This is a genomic window from Nocardioides sp. URHA0020 (assembly GCF_000620705.1).
GTDB lineage: Bacteria > Actinomycetota > Actinomycetes > Propionibacteriales > Nocardioidaceae > Nocardioides.
In genome coordinates, this window is sequence record NZ_KK211167.1 from 510,712 (window position 1) to 531,741 (window position 21,030).

The 21,030-nt window shown below is 71.6% G+C and carries 24 protein-coding genes; 14 read left to right on the forward strand and 10 right to left on the reverse strand.

The genetic code is table 11. The annotated features are described in order from the left end of the window. Positions 1-145: 145 nt before the first annotated feature. Entirely contained in the window at positions 146-550 is a 405-nt protein-coding gene (locus N542_RS0111120; protein WP_028643975.1) for an ArsI/CadI family heavy metal resistance metalloenzyme, read from the reverse strand. Positions 551-627: 77 nt separating this feature from the next. Here N542_RS0111120 and N542_RS0111125 point away from each other — a divergent pair, with 77 nt between their 5' ends. The 6 genes from N542_RS0111125 (at position 628) to N542_RS0111150 (ending at position 4,407) form a co-directional block, all read left to right on the forward strand. Next, complete coding sequence (locus tag N542_RS0111125) at positions 628-984, forward strand: ArsR/SmtB family transcription factor (RefSeq protein ID WP_028643976.1); 357 nt, start codon at positions 628-630, stop codon at positions 982-984. Then, positions 981-1,658: an aquaporin gene (locus tag N542_RS0111130; protein ID WP_231482602.1), complete on the forward strand. Its 678-nt coding sequence runs from the start codon at positions 981-983 to the stop codon at positions 1,656-1,658. The genes N542_RS0111125 and N542_RS0111130 overlap by 4 nt, the downstream gene beginning before the upstream one ends. After that, complete coding sequence (locus N542_RS0111135) at positions 1,655-2,056, forward strand: arsenate reductase ArsC (RefSeq protein ID WP_028643978.1); 402 nt, start codon at positions 1,655-1,657, stop codon at positions 2,054-2,056. Before N542_RS0111130 ends, N542_RS0111135 begins: the two co-directional genes overlap by 4 nt. A 68-nt stretch (positions 2,057-2,124) precedes the next feature. After that, positions 2,125-2,388, forward strand: a complete 264-nt coding sequence (locus N542_RS0111140) for a hypothetical protein (protein ID WP_028643979.1) — start codon at positions 2,125-2,127, stop codon at positions 2,386-2,388. 1 nt (position 2,389) lies between these two features. After that, complete coding sequence (locus N542_RS0111145) at positions 2,390-3,505, forward strand: cupin domain-containing protein (RefSeq protein ID WP_231482603.1); 1,116 nt, start codon at positions 2,390-2,392, stop codon at positions 3,503-3,505. Beyond that, positions 3,502-4,407: a sucrase ferredoxin gene (locus N542_RS0111150; protein ID WP_028643981.1), complete on the forward strand. Its 906-nt coding sequence runs from the start codon at positions 3,502-3,504 to the stop codon at positions 4,405-4,407. The genes N542_RS0111145 and N542_RS0111150 overlap by 4 nt, the downstream gene beginning before the upstream one ends. On the opposite strand, the gene N542_RS0111155 is transcribed toward N542_RS0111150, so the two are convergent. Beyond that, positions 4,391-4,957, reverse strand: coding sequence for a CG0192-related protein (locus N542_RS0111155; RefSeq protein ID WP_028643982.1), 567 nt, complete (start codon positions 4,955-4,957; stop codon positions 4,391-4,393). The genes N542_RS0111150 and N542_RS0111155 overlap by 17 nt on opposite strands. Positions 4,958-4,997: 40 nt before the next feature. On the opposite strand from N542_RS0111155, the gene N542_RS0111160 reads away from it, so the two are divergent. After that, positions 4,998-6,359 (forward strand): FAD-binding oxidoreductase, encoded by a 1,362-nt coding sequence (locus tag N542_RS0111160; RefSeq protein ID WP_028643983.1) that lies wholly within the window; start codon positions 4,998-5,000, stop codon positions 6,357-6,359. 17 nt (positions 6,360-6,376) lie between these two features. Here N542_RS0111160 and N542_RS0111165 read toward each other — a convergent pair whose 3' ends face one another. Further along, positions 6,377-7,069, reverse strand: a complete 693-nt coding sequence (locus N542_RS0111165; protein WP_231482604.1) for an SDR family NAD(P)-dependent oxidoreductase — start codon at positions 7,067-7,069, stop codon at positions 6,377-6,379. A 91-nt stretch (positions 7,070-7,160) separates the two neighbouring features. Here N542_RS0111165 and N542_RS0111170 point away from each other — a divergent pair, with 91 nt between their 5' ends. The 5 genes from N542_RS0111170 to N542_RS0111190 all read left to right on the forward strand — a co-directional run bounded on the left by N542_RS0111170 (position 7,161) and on the right by N542_RS0111190 (position 12,871). Continuing rightward, positions 7,161-8,507, forward strand: coding sequence for a flavin-containing monooxygenase (locus tag N542_RS0111170; protein WP_028643985.1), 1,347 nt, complete (start codon positions 7,161-7,163; stop codon positions 8,505-8,507). After that, entirely contained in the window at positions 8,504-9,115 is a 612-nt protein-coding gene (locus N542_RS0111175) for a TetR/AcrR family transcriptional regulator (protein ID WP_028643986.1), read from the forward strand. Before N542_RS0111170 ends, N542_RS0111175 begins: the two co-directional genes overlap by 4 nt. Next, on the forward strand, positions 9,112-10,014 hold the full coding sequence (locus tag N542_RS0111180; protein ID WP_028643987.1) for an alpha/beta hydrolase: 903 nt from the start codon (positions 9,112-9,114) through the stop codon (positions 10,012-10,014). The genes N542_RS0111175 and N542_RS0111180 overlap by 4 nt, the downstream gene beginning before the upstream one ends. Before the next feature lie 141 nt (positions 10,015-10,155). Next, entirely contained in the window at positions 10,156-11,532 is a 1,377-nt protein-coding gene (locus tag N542_RS24480; protein WP_081795141.1) for a cytochrome P450, read from the forward strand. A gap of 43 nt (positions 11,533-11,575) precedes the next feature. Next, complete coding sequence (locus N542_RS0111190; RefSeq protein ID WP_028643988.1) at positions 11,576-12,871, forward strand: MFS transporter; 1,296 nt, start codon at positions 11,576-11,578, stop codon at positions 12,869-12,871. Here N542_RS0111190 and N542_RS0111195 read toward each other — a convergent pair. After that, the gene (locus N542_RS0111195; protein ID WP_028643989.1) at positions 12,868-13,593 is read right to left on the reverse strand and encodes an SDR family oxidoreductase; all 726 of its coding nucleotides are present in this window, start codon (positions 13,591-13,593) and stop codon (positions 12,868-12,870) included. The genes N542_RS0111190 and N542_RS0111195 overlap by 4 nt on opposite strands. A 104-nt stretch (positions 13,594-13,697) precedes the next feature. On the opposite strand from N542_RS0111195, the gene N542_RS24485 reads away from it, so the two are divergent. Then, a complete protein-coding gene (locus tag N542_RS24485) occupies positions 13,698-14,171 on the forward strand; it encodes an RrF2 family transcriptional regulator (RefSeq protein WP_231482625.1) in 474 nt (157 codons plus the stop codon). On the opposite strand, the gene N542_RS24490 is transcribed toward N542_RS24485, so the two are convergent. Further along, on the reverse strand, positions 14,168-14,623 hold the full coding sequence (locus N542_RS24490) for an anthrone oxygenase family protein (protein WP_036507332.1): 456 nt from the start codon (positions 14,621-14,623) through the stop codon (positions 14,168-14,170). The two genes, N542_RS24485 and N542_RS24490, sit on opposite strands and share 4 nt — an antisense overlap. Before the next feature lie 86 nt (positions 14,624-14,709). Here N542_RS24490 and N542_RS0111210 point away from each other — a divergent pair, with 86 nt between their 5' ends. After that, positions 14,710-15,645, forward strand: coding sequence for an AraC family transcriptional regulator (locus tag N542_RS0111210; RefSeq protein ID WP_028643990.1), 936 nt, complete (start codon positions 14,710-14,712; stop codon positions 15,643-15,645). A gap of 100 nt (positions 15,646-15,745) precedes the next feature. On the opposite strand, the gene N542_RS0111215 is transcribed toward N542_RS0111210, so the two are convergent. The 5 genes from N542_RS0111215 to N542_RS0111235 form a co-directional block, all read right to left on the reverse strand. Continuing rightward, a complete protein-coding gene (locus N542_RS0111215; protein WP_028643991.1) occupies positions 15,746-16,819 on the reverse strand; it encodes an NAD(P)H-dependent amine dehydrogenase family protein in 1,074 nt (357 codons plus the stop codon). 94 nt (positions 16,820-16,913) lie between these two features. Continuing rightward, entirely contained in the window at positions 16,914-18,071 is a 1,158-nt protein-coding gene (locus N542_RS0111220) for a sulfotransferase family protein (protein ID WP_231482605.1), read from the reverse strand. A gap of 70 nt (positions 18,072-18,141) precedes the next feature. Next, positions 18,142-18,981 (reverse strand): SDR family oxidoreductase, encoded by an 840-nt coding sequence (locus N542_RS0111225; RefSeq protein WP_081795164.1) that lies wholly within the window; start codon positions 18,979-18,981, stop codon positions 18,142-18,144. 16 nt (positions 18,982-18,997) lie between these two features. After that, complete coding sequence (locus tag N542_RS0111230; RefSeq protein ID WP_036507336.1) at positions 18,998-20,152, reverse strand: DUF1214 domain-containing protein; 1,155 nt, start codon at positions 20,150-20,152, stop codon at positions 18,998-19,000. Continuing rightward, positions 20,149-21,027, reverse strand: coding sequence for a TIGR03619 family F420-dependent LLM class oxidoreductase (locus tag N542_RS0111235; RefSeq protein ID WP_028643995.1), 879 nt, complete (start codon positions 21,025-21,027; stop codon positions 20,149-20,151). Before N542_RS0111235 ends, N542_RS0111230 begins: the two co-directional genes overlap by 4 nt. Positions 21,028-21,030 lie beyond the last annotated feature (3 nt).

Here is a 21,030-nt window from a genome sequence, read left to right on the forward strand (position 1 = left end):
TTGAGGTGCGAGGAGCGGGGAGGGCGGGTTTCCCGGTGGTTGAGGTGCGAGGAGCGCCAGCGACGAGTCTCGAAACCACCGCTCAGGCTCCCCGGTGGTTTCGAGGCTCGGGCCTAGCGGCCCTCAGACCTCAACCACCGCGGGCTCAGGCGCAGCAGGCAGCAGTCTGCCCCGCAGTCGCCGGAGCATCCGCCAGCACGGTGTAGACCTCCCAGCGCTCGCCGTCGGGAGTGCCCTCGACCCAGAACTTGTCCTGCCTCGCGTAGCAGCAGGTCGTGTCCCGCTCGTCGACCGAGGCGAGCCCGGCGCCTCCCATCCGGGTCTGCGCCGCGTCGACGGCGCCCGTGTCGGCCACCTCGACGCCGAGGTGGTTGAGCGATCCTCCGTGGCCGGGGCTCTCGATCAGCACGAGCTTGAGCGGCGGCTCGGTCACGGCGAAGTTGGCGTAGCCCGGTCGGACCTTCGCCGGCTCGGTGTCGAAGAGGCGGGAGTAGAACGCGATCGAGGCGTCGAGGTCGTCGACGTTGAGGGCGAGCTGGATGCGGGACACGGGTTCCTCCGGATATAGATGGGCGTCGATGTCTCAGCACGTTGCCAGCAGACATAGACATCTGTCAATATCGACGCATGCCGAAGTCCCTCGAGCTCACGCCGGTCGAGACGGTCGCCTGCTGCTCGCCGCTGAACCGCGAGCCGCTGACCGCCGACCAGGCCGAGCGGATCACCCCGTTGGTCAAGGCGATCGCCGACCCGGTGCGGCTGCGACTGCTCTCGCTCGTCGCCTCGCACGCCGACGGCGAGGCCTGCGTCTGCGACCTCAACGACGCCTTCGACCTCTCGCAGCCCACGATCAGCCACCACCTCAAGCTGCTGCACGAGGCCGGTCTGCTCGACCGCGAGAAGCGCGGTGTCTGGGTCTACTACCGCGTCAACGCGAGCGCGCTCGGTGACCTGGCCGCGCTGCTGGGCGGCGTGACCGCGTGAGCGTGCCCCACGTCGTACGACGTGGCGTGGCGGAGCTGGTGGGTACGGCGTTCCTGGTCGCAGCGGTCGTCGGCTCCGGCATCGCCGCCCAGCGGCTGTCTCCCGACGACGTCGGGCTGCAGCTGCTCGAGAACAGCATCGCCACCGGCGCCGTGCTGGTCGCGCTGATCCTGGCCCTGCAGCCGGTGTCCGCGTCGTTCAACCCGGTCGTCACGCTGGTCGAGCGCACGCTCGGCCTCATGACCACCGGCACCGCCGCGGTGCTGGTCGCCGCTCAGGTCGCGGGCGGACTGGTGGGTGTGGTGCTGACCAACCTGATGTTCGACCTCGACGCCGTCTCGGTGTCGACCCACGAGCGCGGCGGCAGCGGCCAGCTGCTGGGCGAGGTGGTCGCGACGACCGGGCTGGTCCTCGTCGTCTTCGGCAGCCTGCGCTCGGCCCGGGTCGATACCGTGGCGCTCGCCGTCGGTGGCTACATCGCGGCGGCGTACTGGTTCACCAGCTCCACCAGCTTCGCCAACCCGGCGGTGACCCTCGCCCGCACGCTGTCCGACACCTTCGCCGGCATCGACCCGTCGTCGGTGCCGCCCTTCGTCCTCATGCAGTTGGTCGGGGGCGTCGTCGGCGCCGCCCTGCTCCGGCTGCTGCACCCCCGACCGCTGGAGGCGCCGTGACCGACAGGCCGACCGTGCTCTTCGTCTGCGTGCACAACGCGGGCCGCTCGCAGATGGCGGCCGGGTTCCTCCGGCACCTCGCCGGCGACCGCGTCGAGGTGCTCTCCGCAGGCTCGCAGCCCACCGACCGCGTCAACCCGGTCGCGGTCGCGGCGATGGCCGAGGTGGGCATCGACCTGGCCCACGAGGCGCCCACGCTGCTGACCGAGTCCGCCGTCCGCGAGGCCGACGTGGTGGTCACGATGGGCTGCGGCGACGAGTGCCCCTACTTCCCCGGCAAGCGCTACGAGGACTGGGTCCTCGACGATCCGGCCGGTCAGGGTCTCGAGATGGTGCGCGGCGTCCGCGACGAGATCCGCGGGCGGGTGGCAGCACTGGTCGGCGAGCTCGTCCCGTGAGCGGTGTACGCCGGGGACGCATGGGTACATGATCGGCACAGCAACATCCGCTCTCAGGGAGGACCCCCATGACCAACGAAGAGCCCCTCAGCGACGACGACATCACCACCTCGGGCGCCGGTGGCGGCGACGTCCCCGGCGGTGACGCCGACGGCACCGACGGTGGCGACAGCGACGGCACCGACGGCGACGCGACCGACACCGTGGACGGTGACGGCAGCGACGGTGGCGACAGCGACGGCACCGACGGTGACGGGTCGGACGGCGACGGCAGCGACGGTGGCGACAGCGACGGCACCGACGGTGGCGACAGCGACGGCACCGACTCCTGAGTTGTCCGCTCTCGACCTGCTCAGCGGTGACGCCCAGACCTTCCTCGCGAAGGTCTGGGCGTCCCGCGTGCACCTGCACCGCACCGATCCGGCCGAGCTCGTCGGGCTGCTCTCGCTCGAGGACGCCGACCACCTGCTGACCTCGACGGCGATCCGCACGCCTGCCCTCCGGATCGCCCAGGACGGCGCCGTGCTGCCCGAGTCGGCGTACACCCGGAGCGCGACGCTGGCCGGCAAGCCGCTCAGCGGCCTCGTCGACGCCCGCAAGGCGCTCGCGCTCCTCGACGGCGGGGCGACCGTCGTCCTCCAGGGCCTCCAGCGCTACTGGCCGCCGCTGACGCGGCTGATCGCGGAGCTCGAGCTGGAGCTCGGCCACCCCTGCCAGGCCAACGCCTACCTGACCCCTCCCGGCTCCCAGGGTTTCGCGGTCCACTCCGACACCCACGACGTCTTCGTCTTCCAGACCGCCGGCTCGAAGCTGTGGGAGGTCCACGGCCCCGACGGCCCCGAGGAGGTCCTGCTGGAGCCCGGCCTCGCGATGTACCTGCCCACCGGCACGCCCCACGCGGCCCGCGCGCAGGAGACCGTCTCCCTCCACGTGACCATCGGGATCAACCAGCTGACGTGGCGCGGTCTCGTCGAGCGCACGATGCAGCCGGTGCTCGGCTCCGTGCCCGACGACCACCTGCCCGCGGGCTACCTCGACGACCCGTCGCTGCTGGCCGGCGAGCTCGCCGACCGGCTGCAGTCGCTGGCCGACGCCGTACGACGCGTCGACGCGACCGCCGCCGTCGAGGACGAGATCCGGCGCTTCCTGACGACCCGGCCACCGCGGCTGGCCGGGGGGCTGCACGACGTCCTCGGCCGCGAGGCGATCGACGCCACCACGCGCCTGAGGCGCCGGCCGGGCCACCCGTGCGTGCTGCTGGAGCGTGGCGACCGGGTCGAGGTGCTCCTCGGCGACCGGAGCCTGACCATGCCGGCCCGCATCCGACCCGCCCTCGACGAGGTGCGCGCGCGCGACGAGCTGGTCCCCGCCGACCTGCCGCTTGACTCCCAGAGCGCGCTGGTGCTCTGCCGCCGCCTGGTGCGCGAGGGTCTGCTGGAGCTCCGGTGAGCCAGGCCGCCTTCCGGTGCGCGGCCGAGAGCCTGCTGCGCGACGAGTCCCCCGCAGGCACGGCGACCCATGTCCGCACCTGGCTGCTGCTCGAGCACGTCGGACCGTGGGGCGAGCGTGCCCTGCGCGACGCCCGCCTGCCCGAGGGGCTGGGTGTCGAGCTCGAGCGCCGAGCGACCGAGCACCGCGCCAAGATCCTGCTGGTCCGCCGCTACAGCTCCACCCCGGACGGTGAGGGGCTGCGGGTCTTCGCGGCGTACGCCGACCCGGTGCGGCCGCGACTCGAGGCCGGCCGCCTCTCCGACCCGCGGGAGATCCTCGACGTCGACCTCGGAGCGCTCCGGGCCGGCGGCACGAGCGGGCTGGCGGCGTACGACGGCGCCCTCTTCGGCGTCTGCACCAACGGTCGCCACGACGTGTGCTGCGCCGAGAAGGGCCGTCCCGTCGCGAAGGCGCTCGACGCCGCTCATCCCGAGGAGACCTGGGAGGTCTCGCACATCGGGGGCGACCGCTTCGCGGCCAACCTGCTGGTCCTGCCGCAGGGGCTCTACTACGGGCGGCTCGACCCGGTCTCGGCGATCTCGGTCGCCGGCTCACACCTGGCCGGCGAGCTCGACCTCGACCACCTGCGCGGGCGCTCCTCGCAGCCGATGCCGGTCCAGGCTGCCGAGATCCTCCTGCGCCGTGAGCTCGCCGAGACCCGCGAGGACGCGCTGGTCCTGGCGGCGCGCTCGTCCGGCGCCGGGCTGACCACTGCGACCTTCACGGTCGGCGGCGCGGCGTACGACGTGGTCGTCCGCACCACCCGCGACTCCGGCACCGCCGCACGACTCACCTGCAAGGCGAGCCGCGACAACCCGCTGCCGGCCCACGAGCTGGTGTCGATCAGCCGCCGGTCCTGACGGCGGCCAGCACGCCGGAGCCGCCGTCCCAGGCCCCGGTCAGCACGGCGTCCGCCTCGACCGGGTCGCCCACCCGCCGGACGACGACCACGTCGAGCTGCTCCGGGTGCGCCCCGGTGGTGAGGCCGCTCCCGGCGACCGCGACGAGCGGCTCGCGGTGCTCCCGCCTGCCGTCGACCTCGAAGTACTCCTCCGCGCCGGTCCCGCCGGTGAGGATCGTCTCGGCCAGGACCGCGCGCCAGACCGGGTCGCCGGTGGCGTCGTACACCCAGCGGGTGCCGAGCGCCGAGTGCTCCGTGGTGCCGAGCAGGTGCTCCTCGGCCCCGGCCAGCGGCGCCGCCCGGTAGGTCAGCGGCACGTGGACGACCTCGCCGGCGTCGGTGCGCACCAGGATCCCCTCCAGGCCGACCTCGCCGTCGGGGTCGTCCAGCCGGTAGCCGCCGATCGGGGTCAGCCCCGTCAGGCCGGTCGCCCACGGCTGGCTCGGCAGCCAGGCGGCGATCAGCTCGGGCTTGGACGGGGTCAGGGTCGCGTGGTGCAGCAGGGCCATGGTCCGAGCCTAGGACGTCGCCGGAGTGCAGACTGGGGTGATGGTGGACCTCGCCCCGCTCGCTGCCGCGCTCCCGGAGGGCGCGCTCGTCGACGACGTCGAGCGGATGGACAAGTACCGACGTGACCGGGCGCTCGACCCGGCCGCCGGGACGCCGCTCGCCGTCGTGCGTGCGACGTCGACGGCCGACGTGCAGGCGGCGGTCAGGTTCGCCGCCGAGCACGGGATCGGGGTGGTCCCGCGCGGTGCCGGCACCGGCCTGTCCGGGGGCGCGACCGCGCAGGACGGCTGCCTGGTGGTGTCGACCGAGCGGATGACCGCGATCGAGATCGACCCGCTGACCCGGACGGCCGCGGTCGAGCCGGGAGCGCTCAACGTCGCGGTCAAGCAGGCCGCTGCGGCCCACGAGCTCTGGTACCCGCCCGACCCCTCGTCGTACGAGATCTGCTCGATCGGTGGCAACGTCGCCACCAACGCCGGTGGTCTCTGCTGCGTGAAGTACGGCGTCACCAGCGACTACGTGCTCGGCCTGACCGTGGTGCTGGCCGACGGGACCGCCGTCGAGCTCGGCGGCCCGCGCCTCAAGGACGTCGCCGGGCTCTCGCTGACCCAGCTGTTCGTCGGCAGCGAGGGCACGCTGGGGATCGTCACCCGGGTGGTGCTCCGGCTGGTGCCGGCGCTGCGCGCGCCGTCGACGCTGGTGGCGACCTTCGGCTCGCTCGACGAGGCCACGGCCGCCGTGCTCGACCTGACCCGGCGGCTGCGGCCGTCGATGCTGGAGCTGATGGACCGCACGTCGATCAATGCCGTCGAGGACCTGACCCGGATGGGTCTGGACCGCGCGGCCGAGGCGATGCTGGTGATGCAGTCCGACGAGCCGGGCACGCGGGCGGCCGAGGAGATCGCGGAGATGGCGAAGGTCTGCGACGGTCACGGCGCCGCCGCGGTCTTCCACACCGACGACCCCGAGGAGGGGGCGGCGTTCGTCGCCGCCCGGCGGATGGTCATCCCGGCGATGGAGCCACGCGGCTCGCTGCTGCTCGAGGACGTCGGCGTACCCCTGCCCCAGCTCGGCGCCCTGGTCCGGGGCATCGCGCGGATCGCCGCGGAGCAGGACGTCGTCATCGCCGTCGTCGCCCATGCCGGCGACGGCAACACCCACCCGCTGATCGTCTTCGACCCCGCCGACGCCGACGAGTCCGCGCGGGCGAGCGCGGCGTACGGCGCCGTGATGGAGCTCGGCATCGCCCTCGGCGGCACCATCACCGGCGAGCACGGCGTCGGGCGGCTGAAGCGCCCGTGGCTGGGCGCCTACCTCGGGCCCGAGGCCCTCGCGCTCAACGAGCGCGTCAAGCACGCCCTCGACCCGCAGGGCATCCTCAACCCGGGCGCGGTGTTCTGAGCTCGGCTGCGCCGCGATCAGCCGAAGGCGGCCAGGACGTGCTTGTTGAGGTCCGGGTAGCGCTTGAGGTGCGCGCCGCCGTTGATGTCGAGGACCTCGCCGGTGACCCACTGGGCGTTGGTCAGGTAGACGGCGGCCTCGGCGATCTCGTCGGGGGTGCCGGCCCGGCCCAGCGGGGTGTTCTCGAGGTAGTCGTCCTCGATGCCGGCGATGTCCATCGCGGGCTGGGTGAGCGGCGTGACGATCAGGCCGGGGGCGATCGCGTTGACCCGGATCCCGCTCGGCCCGAGCTCGAGCGCCGCGACCTCGGTGAGCATCGACAGGCCCGCCTTCGCAGCGCAGTACGGCGCCAGGCCGGCCCCCGGCTGACGGGCGTTCAGCGACGAGAGCGAGACGATCGAGCCGCCCGCGGTCAGCCGCCGGCCGGCCTGCTTGATGACGACGAAGCCGCCCGTGAGGCAGACGTCGACCACGCGGCGCCACTCCGCCACGTCCAGGTCGACCACATTGCCCAGCGTGGAGACGCCCGCGCTGTTGACGACGGCGTCGAGCCGGCCGTGCGCGGCGAGCACCCCGTCGAGGAACGTCGCGACGGTGGCCTCGTCGGTCACGTCGACCGTGGGCAGGTCGGCGACCTCGACGCGCCAGCCCTCGACGGTGAACCGGGTGGCGATCGCCGCACCGATCCCCGACGCTCCGCCGAACACCACCGCAACGCGCTCAGATCCTTGTGTCATGTCCCTCTCCCGGGGTCGACCAGCACAGTTGACGCGTGTCAACTTAGGGCCTAGCGTCCCCGATGTGCTACCCATCACAGCAGTTATCGGCGCCGGGATCAGCGGCCTCACGGCCAGCAAGATGCTCGGCGACTACGGCGTGCCGTACACGACCTTCGAGGCCTCCGACCGGGTCGGTGGCAACTGGGCCTTCGGCAACCCCAACGGTCACAGCAGCGCCTACCGCTCGCTGCACATCGACACCTCGAAGCACCAGCTGTCCTTCCGGGACTTCCCGATGCCCGACGACTACCCGGACTTCCCGCACCACACGCTGATCAAGGACTACCTCGACTCGTACGCCGACGCGTTCTCGTTGCGCGACCGCATCGAGTTCGAGAACGGCGTGGCGCACGCCGAGCGGCTGCCCGACGGTGGGTGGGAGATCCTCGACCAGGCCGGCCGGACCCGGCGCTTCGACCTGCTGGTGGTGGCGAACGGCCACCACTGGGATCCCCGGATGGCCGAGTTCCCCGGCGAGTTCACCGGGCAGTCGATCCACTCGCACCACTACATCGACCCGTGGACGCCGTTGGACCTGATGGACAAGCGGATCCTGGTCGTCGGCCTGGGCAACAGTGCCGCCGACGTCACCGTCGAGCTGTCCCAGCGCTCCCTGCGCAACGAGGTCACGCTGTCCACGCGCAGCAGCGCCTGGATCGTGCCGAAGCTGGTCGGCGGCAAGGCCGCCGACATGAACTACCGCACCATCCCGCAGATCCCGCTCTCCTGGCAGCGCAAGGCCGCCCAGTGGGGGCAGCGGTTCACCTACTCCGACCCGACGCTCTACGGCCTCCCGGCGCCCAACCACAAGTTCTTCGAGGCGCACCCGACGCAGTCGGGCGAGCTGCCGCTGCGGCTGAAGTCGGGCGACGTGGTCCCCAAGGGCAACGTCACGCGCCTCGACGGCGAGACCGTGCACTTCGAGGACGGCACGTCCGCGGACTTCGACGTGATCATCTACGCCACCGGCTACAACCTCACCTTCCCCTTCTTCGACCCGGAGTTCCTCAGCGCGCCCGACAACCGGATCGACCTCTACAAGCGGATCATCAAGCCGGGCGTCGACGACCTGCTCTTCGCCGGCTTCGCGCAGTCGACGCCGACGCTCTTCCCGTTCGTCGAGAGCCAGGCGCGGCTGATCGCGGCGTACGCCGTGGGGGAGTACGTCCCGCCCTCGGCCGACGAGATGCACCGGGTGATCAAGGCCGACGACGAGCTCTACATGGGCCACATGCTCGACCGACCGCGGCACACCCACCAGCTCGACTACTTCGTCTACGAGCACCAGATGCGCACCAAGGAGCTGCCGGCCGGTCGGGCGCGGGCCCGGGCGCAGGGTGCGCCGGCGCTGGCCGGGCGGGCCACGTGAACCGGGCGGCGACCAAGGGCGACGACCGTCGCGCGGCCCTGCTCGAGGCGCTCGACCACCACCTCCGCGACGCCGGACCCGACGCGAGCCTCGAGGCCATCAACGTCGCCGACCTCTCCCGTCGCGCCGGCGTCACGCGCTCGGCGTTCTACTTCTACTTCGACAACAAGGCCGCCGCCGTGGCCGCCCTGATGGAGGAGATGTACGACGACGCCTGGGACGCCGCCGACCTCGACGGCGCGGACGACGAGGGCATGCAGCTGCGGGTGACGAGCGCGATCCGCGCGATCTTCCGCGGTTGGTCGCACCGGACCCACCTCTACCGCGCCATGCTCGAGGCGCGCGCGGGCAACCCCGCCGTACGCGAGCAGTGGGACTCCTTCCAGGAGTCCTTCGTCGTGGTCCTCGCCGCCGTGATCGAGGGCGAGCGCACCGCCGGGGTCGCGCCCGCGGGTGCTGACCCGACGGCCGTCGCCACCGCGCTGCTCGACCTCAACGACCGGACGCTCGAGCGGCTGGTGCACGCGCCGGCCGACTTCGACTGGGACGCGCACGTCGAGGCCGTCGTCCACATCTGGCTGGCCAGCATCTACGGGAGGACCGCATGAAGGCCGAGCGCACGAAGCACAGCGAGCTCACGTTCGTCTCCGGGGGCGTCGAGTGCCACGCCTGGCACTTCACCGGCGAGGGCGACGCGCTCGCGAGCGAGGCCGGGCGTCCCGTCGTGGTGATGGCGCACGGGCTGGCGGGCACCAAGGACTCCGGGCTGCAGCCCTTCGCCGAGGCGCTGGCCGCGGCCGGGCTCGACGTCCTCGCCTTCGACTACCGCGGCTTCGGGTCGTCGGCGGGCGCTCCGCGGCAGACGGTCTCGATGGCCGGGCAGCTCGAGGACTACCGCGCCGCGATGTCGGCCGCCGCCCGGCTGCCGGGCGTGGACGCGCAGCGGCTGGTCGTCTGGGGCGTCTCGCTCGCCGGCGGTCACGCGATCTCCGCCGCCGCCGGTCGCCGTGACGTCGCCGCCGTCGTGGCGCTGACCCCGCTGGTCGACGGCCTCGCCGCCGGCCGGCACGCGCTGGCGACCCACACCAAGACCGAGATGCTGCGCTCGACGGTCGCGGGCTTCCGCAGCAGGCTCGGCAGGCCGGTGATGATGCCGGTCGTGGCCGGCCCGGGACAGCTCGGCGCGATGACCATCGAGGGATCGGTGGACGACTACCTCGCGATCGCGGGCCCGACGTGGCGCAACGAGATCGACGCGACCGTCGGCATGGAGCTGGGCGGCCACCGCCCGATCAAGGTCGCCGGCGACATCAGCTGCCCCTCGCTCTTCCAGGTCGCCGACTTCGACCGCAGCGCCCCGCCGCACTCCTCGATGAAGGCCGCCTTCAAGGCCCGCGCCGAGGTCCGGCACTACCCCTGCGACCACTTCGACGTGTACGCCGGCAAGCCCTGGCACGACGCCGTCGTCGCGCACCAGGTGGCGTTCCTGACGCGGGTGCTGGGGTAGCGATGCCGGGGATACCCGGTTAACCGGGTATCCCCGAACTTCTCAGGCTCTGCAGTGCCACAGAAGTTCACGAAGTGCCCGAGAAGTACGCCGCCGCAACGCTATTGACGGTCATTCAATAACGGGCGTACCGTCGGCCGGGTGACGACCCTGGACGACGTCGACCAGCTGACCACCCAGCGCATGCGCCGGATGAGTCCCGGCAACCAGCGTCGGCTGCCGCTCATCGACGACTCCACGCTGCCGCCGGGTCCGCGTTGGCCGGTGCTGGTCCAGACGGCCGCGCTGCTGCGGTTCCGGCACTGGTTCCACCCCTACATGCATCAGAGGTACGGCGACGTCTTCACCGTGCGGGTCGCGCCCGGCGGCCGGCCGCTCGTGTTCGTGACCCGGCCCGAGCACGCCAAGGAGGTCTTCGCGGGCGATCCCGAGGTCTTCCACGCCGGCAAGGCCAACGGCATCCTCGGCCCGATCATGGGCGAGCACTCGCTGCTCCTGCAGGACGGCTCCGAGCACAAGCGGGCGCGCAAGCTCCTGATGCCGGCGTTCAACGGCCACGCCCTGCGCGCCTACGAGGACCTCGTCACCGAGGTCGCCCAGGCGCAGGTCGCCACCTGGCGCGACGGTGAGGAGCTCAGCGCGCTGGAGCGGATGAACGCCCTCACGCTCGAGGTGATCCTGCGCGTCGTCTTCGGGGTCACCGACGAGAGCCGCCTGGCGCAGCTGCGACCGCGGGTCAACGCCACGGTCAACGTCAGTCCCGTGGTCCTCCTCGGCTGGGGCTACCCCCGGCTGCAGAGGTACGGCCCCTGGAAGCGCACCGTCGACAACCAGCGCGAGCTCGACCGGCTGATGTACGCCGAGATCCGCGAGCGTCGTACGGCGCCCGACCTCGCCGAGCGCACCGACGTGCTGTCCCGCCTGATCGTGCAGGGCGAAGGTGGCGACGCACTCTCCGACACCGAGCTCCGCGACCAGCTCGTCACCCTCCTGCTCGCCGGCCACGAGACGACCGCGAGCGCGTTGGCCTGGGCGCTGTACGAGGTCGGCCGCGACCCGGTGCTGCTGGCTCGGTGCCGCGCGGCCGCCGACGAGGGCGACGACGCGTACCTCGAGGCGGTGATGAAGGAGTCGATGCGCCTGCACCCGATCATCCCGATGGTCGTGCGGACGCTGATGAAGCCGGCCACGATCGCCGGCTACGACCTGCCCGCCGGCACCACGATCGGCCCCTCGATCATCATCACCCACGCCCGCGAGGACAACTACGAGGATCCGTCGGCCTTCCGGCCGGAGCGGTTCCTCGGCCACCACCCGCCGACCAACACCTGGATCCCGTTCGGCGGCGGGGTACGCCGCTGCATCGGCGCCGGCTTCGCCCAGATGGAGGGCGTCGCGGTGCTGCGCCAGGTGTTCACGGCGTACGACGTGTCCGCGGTCGGCGACGACGTCCCGAAGGTCCGCAACATCACCAGTGTCCCGCGCAGCGGGGCCCGGGTGCGGGTCACGGCTCGATAAAGACGTTTCGCGCACCCCCTCCGATGGGGGACCATCGCACCTTGTGATCGATCGTCTCAAGACCCGGCTCGCGGGACTGCGCATGGACACCACGCCGCTGCGTGCGTCCCGTGACTTCCGGCTGCTCTTCCTCGCCGGCACCGTCTTCTACTTCGGGGCGATGGTCAGCTACGTCGCGATCCCGTACCAGATCTACACGCTCACCGGCTCCAACTTCGCGGTCGGCGCGATCGGCCTGGTCGAGCTGGCGCCGATCATCGTCTTCGGCCTGTACGGCGGCGCGCTCGCCGACCACGTCGACCGGCGCAGGCTGCTGATCTGGACCGGGCTCGCGCAGGCGGTCTTCACCGCCGTCCTGGCCGTGAACGCCTTCGTCGGCGAGCCGCAGGTGTGGGTCATCTTCGTGGTCTCCGCGCTGCTCACCTCCTGCTCGGCGATGCAGCGGCCCTCGCGCGAGGCGCTGCTGCCGCGCACCGTGTCCCACGACCAGCTCACCGCCGCCAACGCGCTGGCCAGCCTGGGCATGCAGATCGGCGTCCTGGCCGGCCCCGCCGTCGGCGGCCTGCTCGTGGCGTACGTCGGCATCGGCTGGTGCTTCCTCATCGACATCGGCGGCCTGCTCGTCGCCTCGACCCTCTTCGTGCTGATGCGCTCCTACCCCCACCGCGAGGAGACGACCCCGCCGAGCCTGGCCGGCATCAAGCAGGGCATCGACTACGCGTTCGGCCGGCGCGACCTCCTCGGCACCTACTTCGTCGACATCGCCGCGATGCTCTTCGCGATGCCGGTGGTGCTCTTCCCGGCGCTCGCCGAGGAGGTCTTCGGCCAGCCGCAGTTCCTGGGCCTCCTCTACTCCGCCGAGGTCATCGGCGCCCTCGTCGCGACGGCCCTCAGCGGTTGGACGTCCCGCTTCCACCATCACGGGCGCGCCATCGTCGTCGCCGCCATGGCGTACGGCGGCTTCATCGCCCTCGCCGGCCTGATGCCGAACATCTGGCTCGTCGCGCTCGCCCTGGCCTTCGCCGGTGCGGCCGACATGATCTCCGGGATCTTCCGCTCGACCGTGTGGAGCCAGACGATCCCCGAGTCCATGCGCGGACGCCTGGCCGGCATCGAGATGCTGTCGTACTCGCTCGGTCCGCTCGGCGGTCAGGTCCGCGCCGGCGTGACCGCCGACCTCTGGTCGGTGCGGGGGGCGGTCGTCAGCGGCGGCGCCGCCTGCATCGCCGGGGTCGGCCTCACGGCCACCTGGCTGCGCGACTTCTGGTCCTACGACAGCCAGACCGACCAGTACGCCGTCGCCGAGCGCGCCGTCCGCGAGGCGGCCGGAGAGTCCTAGGCCCGCTCGGCCAGCCAGTCCTCGAAGCTCGGGCCGCGCAGCAGCGCGTCGGGTCCGGGCAGCATTGCGCCCTGCGCGAGGCTCTCGGGCGCGGCGACGGCCTCGACCCGGACGTCCTGCCCGGACTGCTCGACCAGGCGACGGACCTGGTCGACGAGGTTCTCGCGCGTCGGGCCGGCCAGCTCCACGTCACCCTCGACGTCGCCGGTGACGATCTCGAGGAGCAGCCGGACGATCTCGCCGGTCGCGACCGGCTGGGTCGGGACGTCGATGATCCGGGCCACGCCGTCCTGGGTGTTCCACTCCAGCATCTGGGCGGCGAAGTCGAGGAACTGGGTCGCCCGCAGCACCACGACGCCGGGCGCGCTCTCGCGGTAGGCCCGCTCCTGGGCGAGCTTGGCGACGTAGTAGTCGTAGTCGGGGCTGCGGTCGACCCCGACGATCGAGAGCACCACGCTGCGGCGTACGCCGGCGGCGGTCGCGGCGGAGCCGATGTTGCGCGCCACGGTGGGGAAGAACGTCGCCGCCTGGTCGAGCGGGCAGGCCGTGACGTCGACGACGGTGTCCACGCTATCGAGGGCCGCCACGAGCTCGTCGCCCGGCGCCAGCAGGTCGAAGCCGGTCTCGCGAGCGATCTCGACGACCTCGTGGCCCGCCTTGCGGCTGAGGGAGGTGAGCTGGGAGCCGATGCGTCCGGTGGCACCGGCGATGGCGATCTTCATGGTGTGCTCCTGGAGTCGTTAACGCGGATAGGTGATATCCGTGATTCAACCATGGAACTCGGACACTTGTCATCCACGTATTCGCGTAGGATGGCGTCGTGAAGATGTCGGGTGGCGTGGAGTGGGCCGTGCACTGCTGTGTCGTCCTCAGCGAGGCGGAGGGCCCCGTCCCGGCTCAGCGGCTCGCGGAGTTCCACGGCATTTCGCGCACCTACCTGGCCAAGCACCTGCAGGCGCTGTCCCGGGCCGGCATCGTCAGCTCGACCGAGGGGCGGGTCGGCGGCTACGTGCTCACCCGGCCGGCGGACCAGGTGAGCGTGCTCGACATCGTGCTCGCCGTCGACGGCCGCGAGCAGGCCTTCCGGTGCACCGAGATCCGCCAGAACGGCCCGCTGCCCGCGAGCCAGGAGGTGTGCCGGCAACCGTGTGGCGTCGCCCGGGTGATGTACGCCGCCGAGCAGGCCTGGCGGTCCTCGCTTAAGGACGTGACCGTCGCCGACCTCGCCGCCAGCGTCTCCGTCGACGTCGGCGCGGGCACGTTCCCGGCGCTGCGCGGCTGGCTGGCCGGCGAGGGCTAGGACTTCCACGCCGCCCAGGCCAGGCAGGCCAGGGCCCCGGTCGAGGTGAGCGTGCGGAGGATGTTCCACCGCACCCACGCGTCCTCGAAGGCGGCGCGCGAGCCGCCGGCGGCCAGGGCGTCGTTGAGCGGCACGTTGCCCGCTGCGGTGACGACGACGGTGCCGAGCGCGAGGACGAGCCCCGTGATCGCCCACGCCCGTGCGCCCGACGTGGTCGTCGCGACGGACAGGGCCGCGAGGGCCGGCGCGCCGAGGAAGGTGAGCATGAAGACCGGGTTCACGATCGCCACGTTGATGTGGTTCATCGACGACGTGAACGTGTGGTCGTCCGTGCGCGCCAGGCCGGGCATCACCCCGCACGCCCAGGTGTAGTAGGTCCCGGCCTGCAGGCCGGCGGCGACGGTGGCGACGAGGAGGACGGGGCCGCGGAGGGTGTCGAGGAGATCGCTCATGGGACCAGCAGACCGCAGGACGGCGAGACGATCCATCGTCGTACGGCGCCCTTCCATACGTCATCGTCCAGGGCTACGGTGACGGGATGGACGGACTCGCCGCGCTCCTCGACGGTCCTCGCGCCCGGGGCGCGTTCCTGCTGCGCTGCCTGATGGATCCGCCGTGGGCCGTGCGGCTCCAGGACGAGTCGCCGCTCTCGTTGACCGCGGTCGTGCGTGGGAGCTTCTGGGCCCTGCCCGACGGCGGTGAGCCCTTCCGCCTCGAGGCCGGCGACGTCGTGGTCGCGCTCGGACCCGGACACTGGACCATCGCCGACGCCCCCGCGACGACGCCGCAGGTGGTCATCCACCCCGGTCAGCACTGCACCACGCTCGACGGGCAGTCGCTGGAGGAGGAGATGCGCCAAGGGGTGCGCAGCTGGGGCAACAGTGCGGTGGGCGAGACGGTGCTGCTCACCGGGGCCTACCTGTTCGAGGGCGAGGTCAGCCGGCGGCTCCTGCAGGCCTTGCCGCCGTTCGTCGTCCTCGGCCGACGCGATCTCGGCTCACCGCTCGTCTCGCTGCTCGCCGACGAGATCGTCAAGGACGCGCCCGGGCAGGACGCCGTGCTCGACCGGCTTCTCGACCTGCTCCTGATCGCGGTGCTGCGCGCCTGGTTCGACCGTCCCGAGGCCTCGCCGCCGGCCTGGTACGCCGGCCAGGGCGACCCGGTCGTCGGACCCGCCCTGCGCCTGATGCAGCACCACCCCGAGCACCCGTGGACCGTCGCCGAGCTGGCCGCCGCCGGTGGCGTCTCCCGCGCCGCCTTCGCGCGCCGCTTCACCGAGGTCGTCGGGGAACCGCCGATGACCTTCCTGACCGGCTGGCGCCTGGCACTCGCCGCCGACCTGCTCCGCGACCCCACGGCCACCCTGGCCCTCGTCGCGCGCCAGGTCGGCTACTCCACGCCGTTCGCGCTGAGCACCGCCTTCAAGCGTGCCTACGGCGTGAGCCCGCGCGACCACCGGGCGCTGGTGGCCTGAGGAGTTTCATCGGCCGGCCGACAAAGCTCACGCCCGGACGATGAAGCTTTGTCGTCCAGGGTCCAGTTTCATCGGCCGGCCGACAAAACTCCCCGGCACCTCAGCGGATGGTCCCGACCCCGGGGATCAGGGGCAGGTCGAGCGCGGTGACCCAGCCGGCAGGCAGGTCGTTGACCGCGGGTACGGCGTTGAGCGCGCGCAGGCCGGTCGCCAGGCAGCCCGCGACGGCGGGTGCGCGGCCGGAGCCGTCGGTGAAGCGGAACGCCGTCTCCTGGGTGATCGACGGGGAGCCGTGGACCTCGACCCGGTAGACGTCGTCGGCGGAGCCGGCGGGCCAGTCGGGGGCGGCGTCGAGGCCGATCCGGTTGACGTGCTCGAGCGAGATGACCTCGCGGCCGGCGTACACGCCGTTGATCGTGAAGCGGATGGCCGCCACCTGGCCGGCGGTGACGACGCCCTTCGCGGTCGGGCGGTCGGTGGGCGTCACCCACTTCTCCCAGGTGGTGGTGATGTCGTCGAGCTCGATGCCGGCGGCGTGCGCGATCATCGGGACCGTCGCGCCCCAGGCCATGATCAGCAGCTCGGGGATCTCGAGCAGGGGCGTGAAGTCGGGGGAGCGGCCGATGCCCATCTCGTCCTCGTAGTCGCCCTCGTAGTCGGTGTAGTCGAGCAGCTCCGACGCGCGCACCGAGTCGACGCGGCCGCACAAGCCCATCAGCGTCAGCGGGAAGAGGTCGTTGGCGAAGCCCGGGTCGATGCCGGTGGTGAAGCACGACGCCCCGCCCTCCGCGCAGGCCGCGGTGATCGGATCGAACCAGGTCGCCGGGATCTGCTGCATCGTCGGCCACACCCACGGCGTCATGGCCGTCGAGCAGACGTCGATGCCGGCGCGCAGGAAGGCGGACATCACGCGGATGTTGTCGTCGGCGTACTGCGCCGTCGGCCCGTAGTGGACGAGCGCGTCCGGAGCGAGGGCGATGAGCGCCTCGACGGAGTCGGTCGCGATCACGCCGGTCGGCGCGATCCCGCAGATGGTGCCGGCGTCGACGCCGACCTTGGCGGGGTTGGAGACGCCGACGCCGACGAGCTCGAAGGCCGGGTGGTCGACGATCTCGGCGATCACCATCGACCCGACGACCCCGGTGCCCCAGACGACCACGCGCTTCTTGTCCATGTTGCTTCCTTTGGTTGCGGGCTTCCGAGGCTCAGGCCTGCGCACCGCAGCCACGGGACCGGCGGGTAGGGCCGAGCCTCGAAGCCACGGTCGGCTAGCGGTCGAAGGCGGCGCGGACCCGAGCCTCGGTGAGGCCGTAGTCCTTGAGCGTGTAGCTGTGCGAGGGCTTCGCCTTGCCCTGCTTGGACTCCTGGTCGAGATCCTCGATCGCCGCCTGCACCTCGGGGGTCCAGTCGAGCCCGAACTGGTCGTAGACCCGCCGGGTCACCCCGAGCGGGTCGGTCACCAGGTCCTTGAAGGCGATGTCGACGAACTGGTCCTGGTCGTACGCCGGCCGCGCGTCGTGGAAGGCGTGGAACGCCCGCGACCACAGGTCCAGCTGGGTGTGGCCGATCACGCCGCCGACGTACGTCGAGCTGTGCCCGACCGTGGTCTCGGCAGAGAGCGAGCACGACGAGGCGATGCAGGTGACCGGGTCGCGGTGCGTGTAGATGATCAGCGCGTCCGGGTAGACCGTCATCAACGCGTCGAGCGAGGTCATGTGCGAGGGGTTCTTGAGGATCCAGCGCTTGTCGACGTCGTTGAGCCCGACGAGCTGCAGGTTCTCCTTGTGCCGCGCGTAGGCGTCGGTCCAGTCCTGCTGCTTGAGCCAGTCGGTGTAGCGCGGCAGGTTGGCCAGCGACTCGTAGGAGTTCGACTTGCCGGTCTGTCGCAGCAGCCGCCAGCACTCCTCGACCGTGGTCGCGTCCATGTAGTGGATCCCCATGAACTCGGGGCTCTCGACGTGATGGGCCGAGAACGCCTGCTGCATGGCGTTGAAGATCGGGTCCGACTCCCAGGTGTCGCGCGGGGGCCGGGGCTGGGGGTACTGCGTCAGCCACATCTCCAGGCCCTGCGAGCCGGGGTCGGCGTGCAGGTAGCGGTGCAGGGCCGTGGTGCCGGTGCGCGGCAGCCCCATCAGGAAGATCGGCCGCTCGATCGGCACGTCACGGTGCTCCGGGTGCGCGGCGAACTGCGCCTGGGTCAGCAGCACGCCGACCAGCGCCGACTTCACCTCGGAGCGCTGGAAGTAGTTGCCGCGCGGGGTCAGGCCGGCCTCGGGGGACGACAGGTCCTCGGTCAGGACCCGCAGGCCCTCCTCGTGCGCGGTCCCGCCGAAGTCGGACAGGCCCGTCGTGCGTACGGCGGCCGCCACGATGTCGTCGTACGACCCGACGTCCGGGCGCTCCCGCACCATGATGTTGTCGCTCATCGACGCCCTCCAGTCGGGTCGTCCGCCTGAGGCCGGTGCCCACACCTGCGAGAGGCGGACGACCCGGTCATCAGCTGTGGAACTCGCCGCAGTCGACGGTCAGCATCTGACCGGTGACCGCGGAGGCGAGGTCGCTGGCGAGGAAGAGCGTCGCGCGGGCGACCTCCTCGGACGACGCCAGTCGCTTCAGGTCCGTCGGTGCCGCCTTCTCGGCGTACACCTGCTCGTGCGTCTTCTCCTCGACGGCGGCGAGGAAGTCGAAGTAGCCGCGGTTGACGTCCTCGTAGATGTACGACGGCGCGACGCTGTTGACGCGGATGCCGCGGGGGCCGAGCTCGGTCGCGAGCGACGAGGCGAGGTGCTCCAGCGCCCCCTTCGAGAGCTTGTACCCGGCGTACTCCGGCTGCGAGGAGAAGGAGACGCAGGAGTTCAGCATGATGATCGAGCCCCTGGTCTCCGACAGCGCGTCCGCGAAGAGCGCCGAGAGCCGCAGCGGCGCGAAGACGTTGGTCTCGTTGACCTTCGCGAGCTTGCGCGGGCTGATCTGGGTGATCGGGTCCATCGGCGGGATCGTGAAGGCGTTGTTGATCACGCAGTCCACGCGCCCGAACGCCTCGAGGGTCCGGTCGCGGAGGTTGACCCGCGAGTCCTCGTCGGTCACGTCGGCGACCACGCTGACGACCTTGACGCCGTGGCCCTCGAGCTCCGCCTGCAGGGCGAGCAGCCGCGACTCGGTGCGGCTCGCGATCACCAGGTCGGCGCCCATCCTGGCCGCCTCCTCGGCCAGCGACCGGCCGAGGCCGGGGCCGATGCCGGAGATGACGACGACCTTGCCCCTCAGCAGAGGTACGGCGGTGTAGCGCTCCTCGATCGAGGTGTCGTGGGCCTCGGCGTAGCCAAGCTCGCTCATCAGCACATCTTCCTGGTCAACTGATCATCCTTCGGGCGACGGAGCGCTGCCGGGCGGCGATGCGCTCGGCGTACTCCTCTGGGGTGAGGGGGGTGAAGTGCGGGAGCCTGGTCGGTACGTCGGCCAGCGGCATCACCTCGGCGACCGGCCCGTCCTCGGGGCCGAGGTCGCGGGTCAGGCGCTGCCAGCGCAGCATCAGGGCGCCGGTGCGGTGGCCGGTGGTCTCCAGCCAGTTCGCGATCGGGGTGCCGCCCGGGGGCGTCTCCGAGATCACGAACCGCATCCTGCCGTCGGGGTCGGTCTGCGCCTGCGCCTTGGTGAGCGAGGTCTGGTGCGTCTCGTAGTCGGTCGAGGCGTACCAGTCGGACCCGATCTGGATGGCCTGGTAGGCGCAGTCGGTGCACTCGGGCACGGTGACCACCAGTGCCTCGTCCTCGGCCAGCTCGTAGTGGCCGATCGACGAGCGCTGCGAGGCCAGGCCGCCGGGGGTCGACTGCGGCGCCGTCGGCTGGTTGACCGGCTCCTTGTACTGGAAGAACTGGGGGAAGGCGAACCACGTCTGGATCGAGCCGACCAGGCTGCGCGCGGCCACCTCGTAGCGCTTCGCCAGCCGGTCCCTCTCGAGCGCCTTCGCCGGCTGGCCCATCGTGTCGACCCGCTCGATGGTGAGCAGGCCGCGCTCCTCGGTGTCCCAGTCGTTGAAGACCTCGCGCACGATCATCGTCTTCGCGCCGGGCTCGGCGGTGTAGCGGAACTCGAAGCCGCCGTCGGCGTCCTTCTCCAGCTCCCGGTCGTCGAAGGCCAGCATCGAGGTCGCCGCGGTGGTCGCGGAGTAGGCACCGCCCATCACCTGGAAGGACAGGTCCGCCGACGTGCCACGACGTCCGCGTACGACGTACTCGACGCCCTCCTTGAGGTAGGCGTTGAAGTAGATCGCGTCGGGGTTGTCGAGGCCCTGGCGGGAGAACTGGTGCGTGGGGTTGATGAAGAGCGTCCGGTCGAGGTCGTGGTCGAACGCCATCTGCATGGCCATCCGGATCCGCCCGGCCAGGTAGTCGTAGCCCTCGAGCCGGTCCTGCTCGGTCCTGATGAACGGGGCGTTGGCGACCAGCTCCTCGGCCTCCGCGATCGCGTCCTGGAGGACCTTGGTCAGGCCGTACGACGCGCTCACGCGCCCACCTGGTGGATGACGTCCTCGGCGTACCGCTCCAGGTGCGCGATCTTCTTGTCGAGCGGCTCGGTGTCCGGGCCCTTGATGTAGGGCACCCGGAAGCCCACGATGCAGTCGGTGACGCCCTTGTCCTCGAGGCGCTTGATGCCGTCGACGGTGTAGGCGTCGTACGAGATGACGTGCACCTCGAAGTCGTCGCGGGTGTCGCCCTCCTCCACGCGGATCTCGGCGAGGCGCGTCAGCAGCCGCTCGAGCTCCTCGCCGTCGCCGCCGGCGTGCATCCAGCCGTCGCCCTTGCGTACGGCGCGCCGCAGGGCCGCGTCGGCGTGGCCGCCGACCAGGAGCGGGATCGTCTCGGTGGCCCCGGGGCACTGCTTGAGGGCGTCGACGTCGTAGAACTCGCCGTGGTACTCGAAGAACTCACCGGTGGTCAGGCCGCGGAGGATGTCCATGCACTCGTCCATCCGCTTGCCGCGCCTGGCCCAGTCGACGCCCATGGCGTCGAAGTCCTCGGGCCACGGCGAGATCCCGACGCCCAGCCCCAGACGGTTGCCGGAGAGGAACGCCAGCGACGAGGCCTGCTTGGCGACGAGCACCGGCGGCCGGATCGGCAGCTTGATCACGAACGGCGTGAGCCGCAGCGTCGTGGTCACGGCGAAGAGGTGCGCGCACAGCACCATCGTCTCGATGAACTCCTTGCCGTCGAGGAACTCGCGGTCCCCGGTGTCGGTGTAGGGGTACTTCGAGTCGGAGTCCTTGGGGTAGATGACGCTGTCGGCGACCGTCATGCTGGTGTAGCCGGCGGCCTCCGCGGCCTGGGCCAGGGGTGCGTAGTACGTCGCCTGCGTCATCGCCTCGGCATAGCTGAATCGCATGGG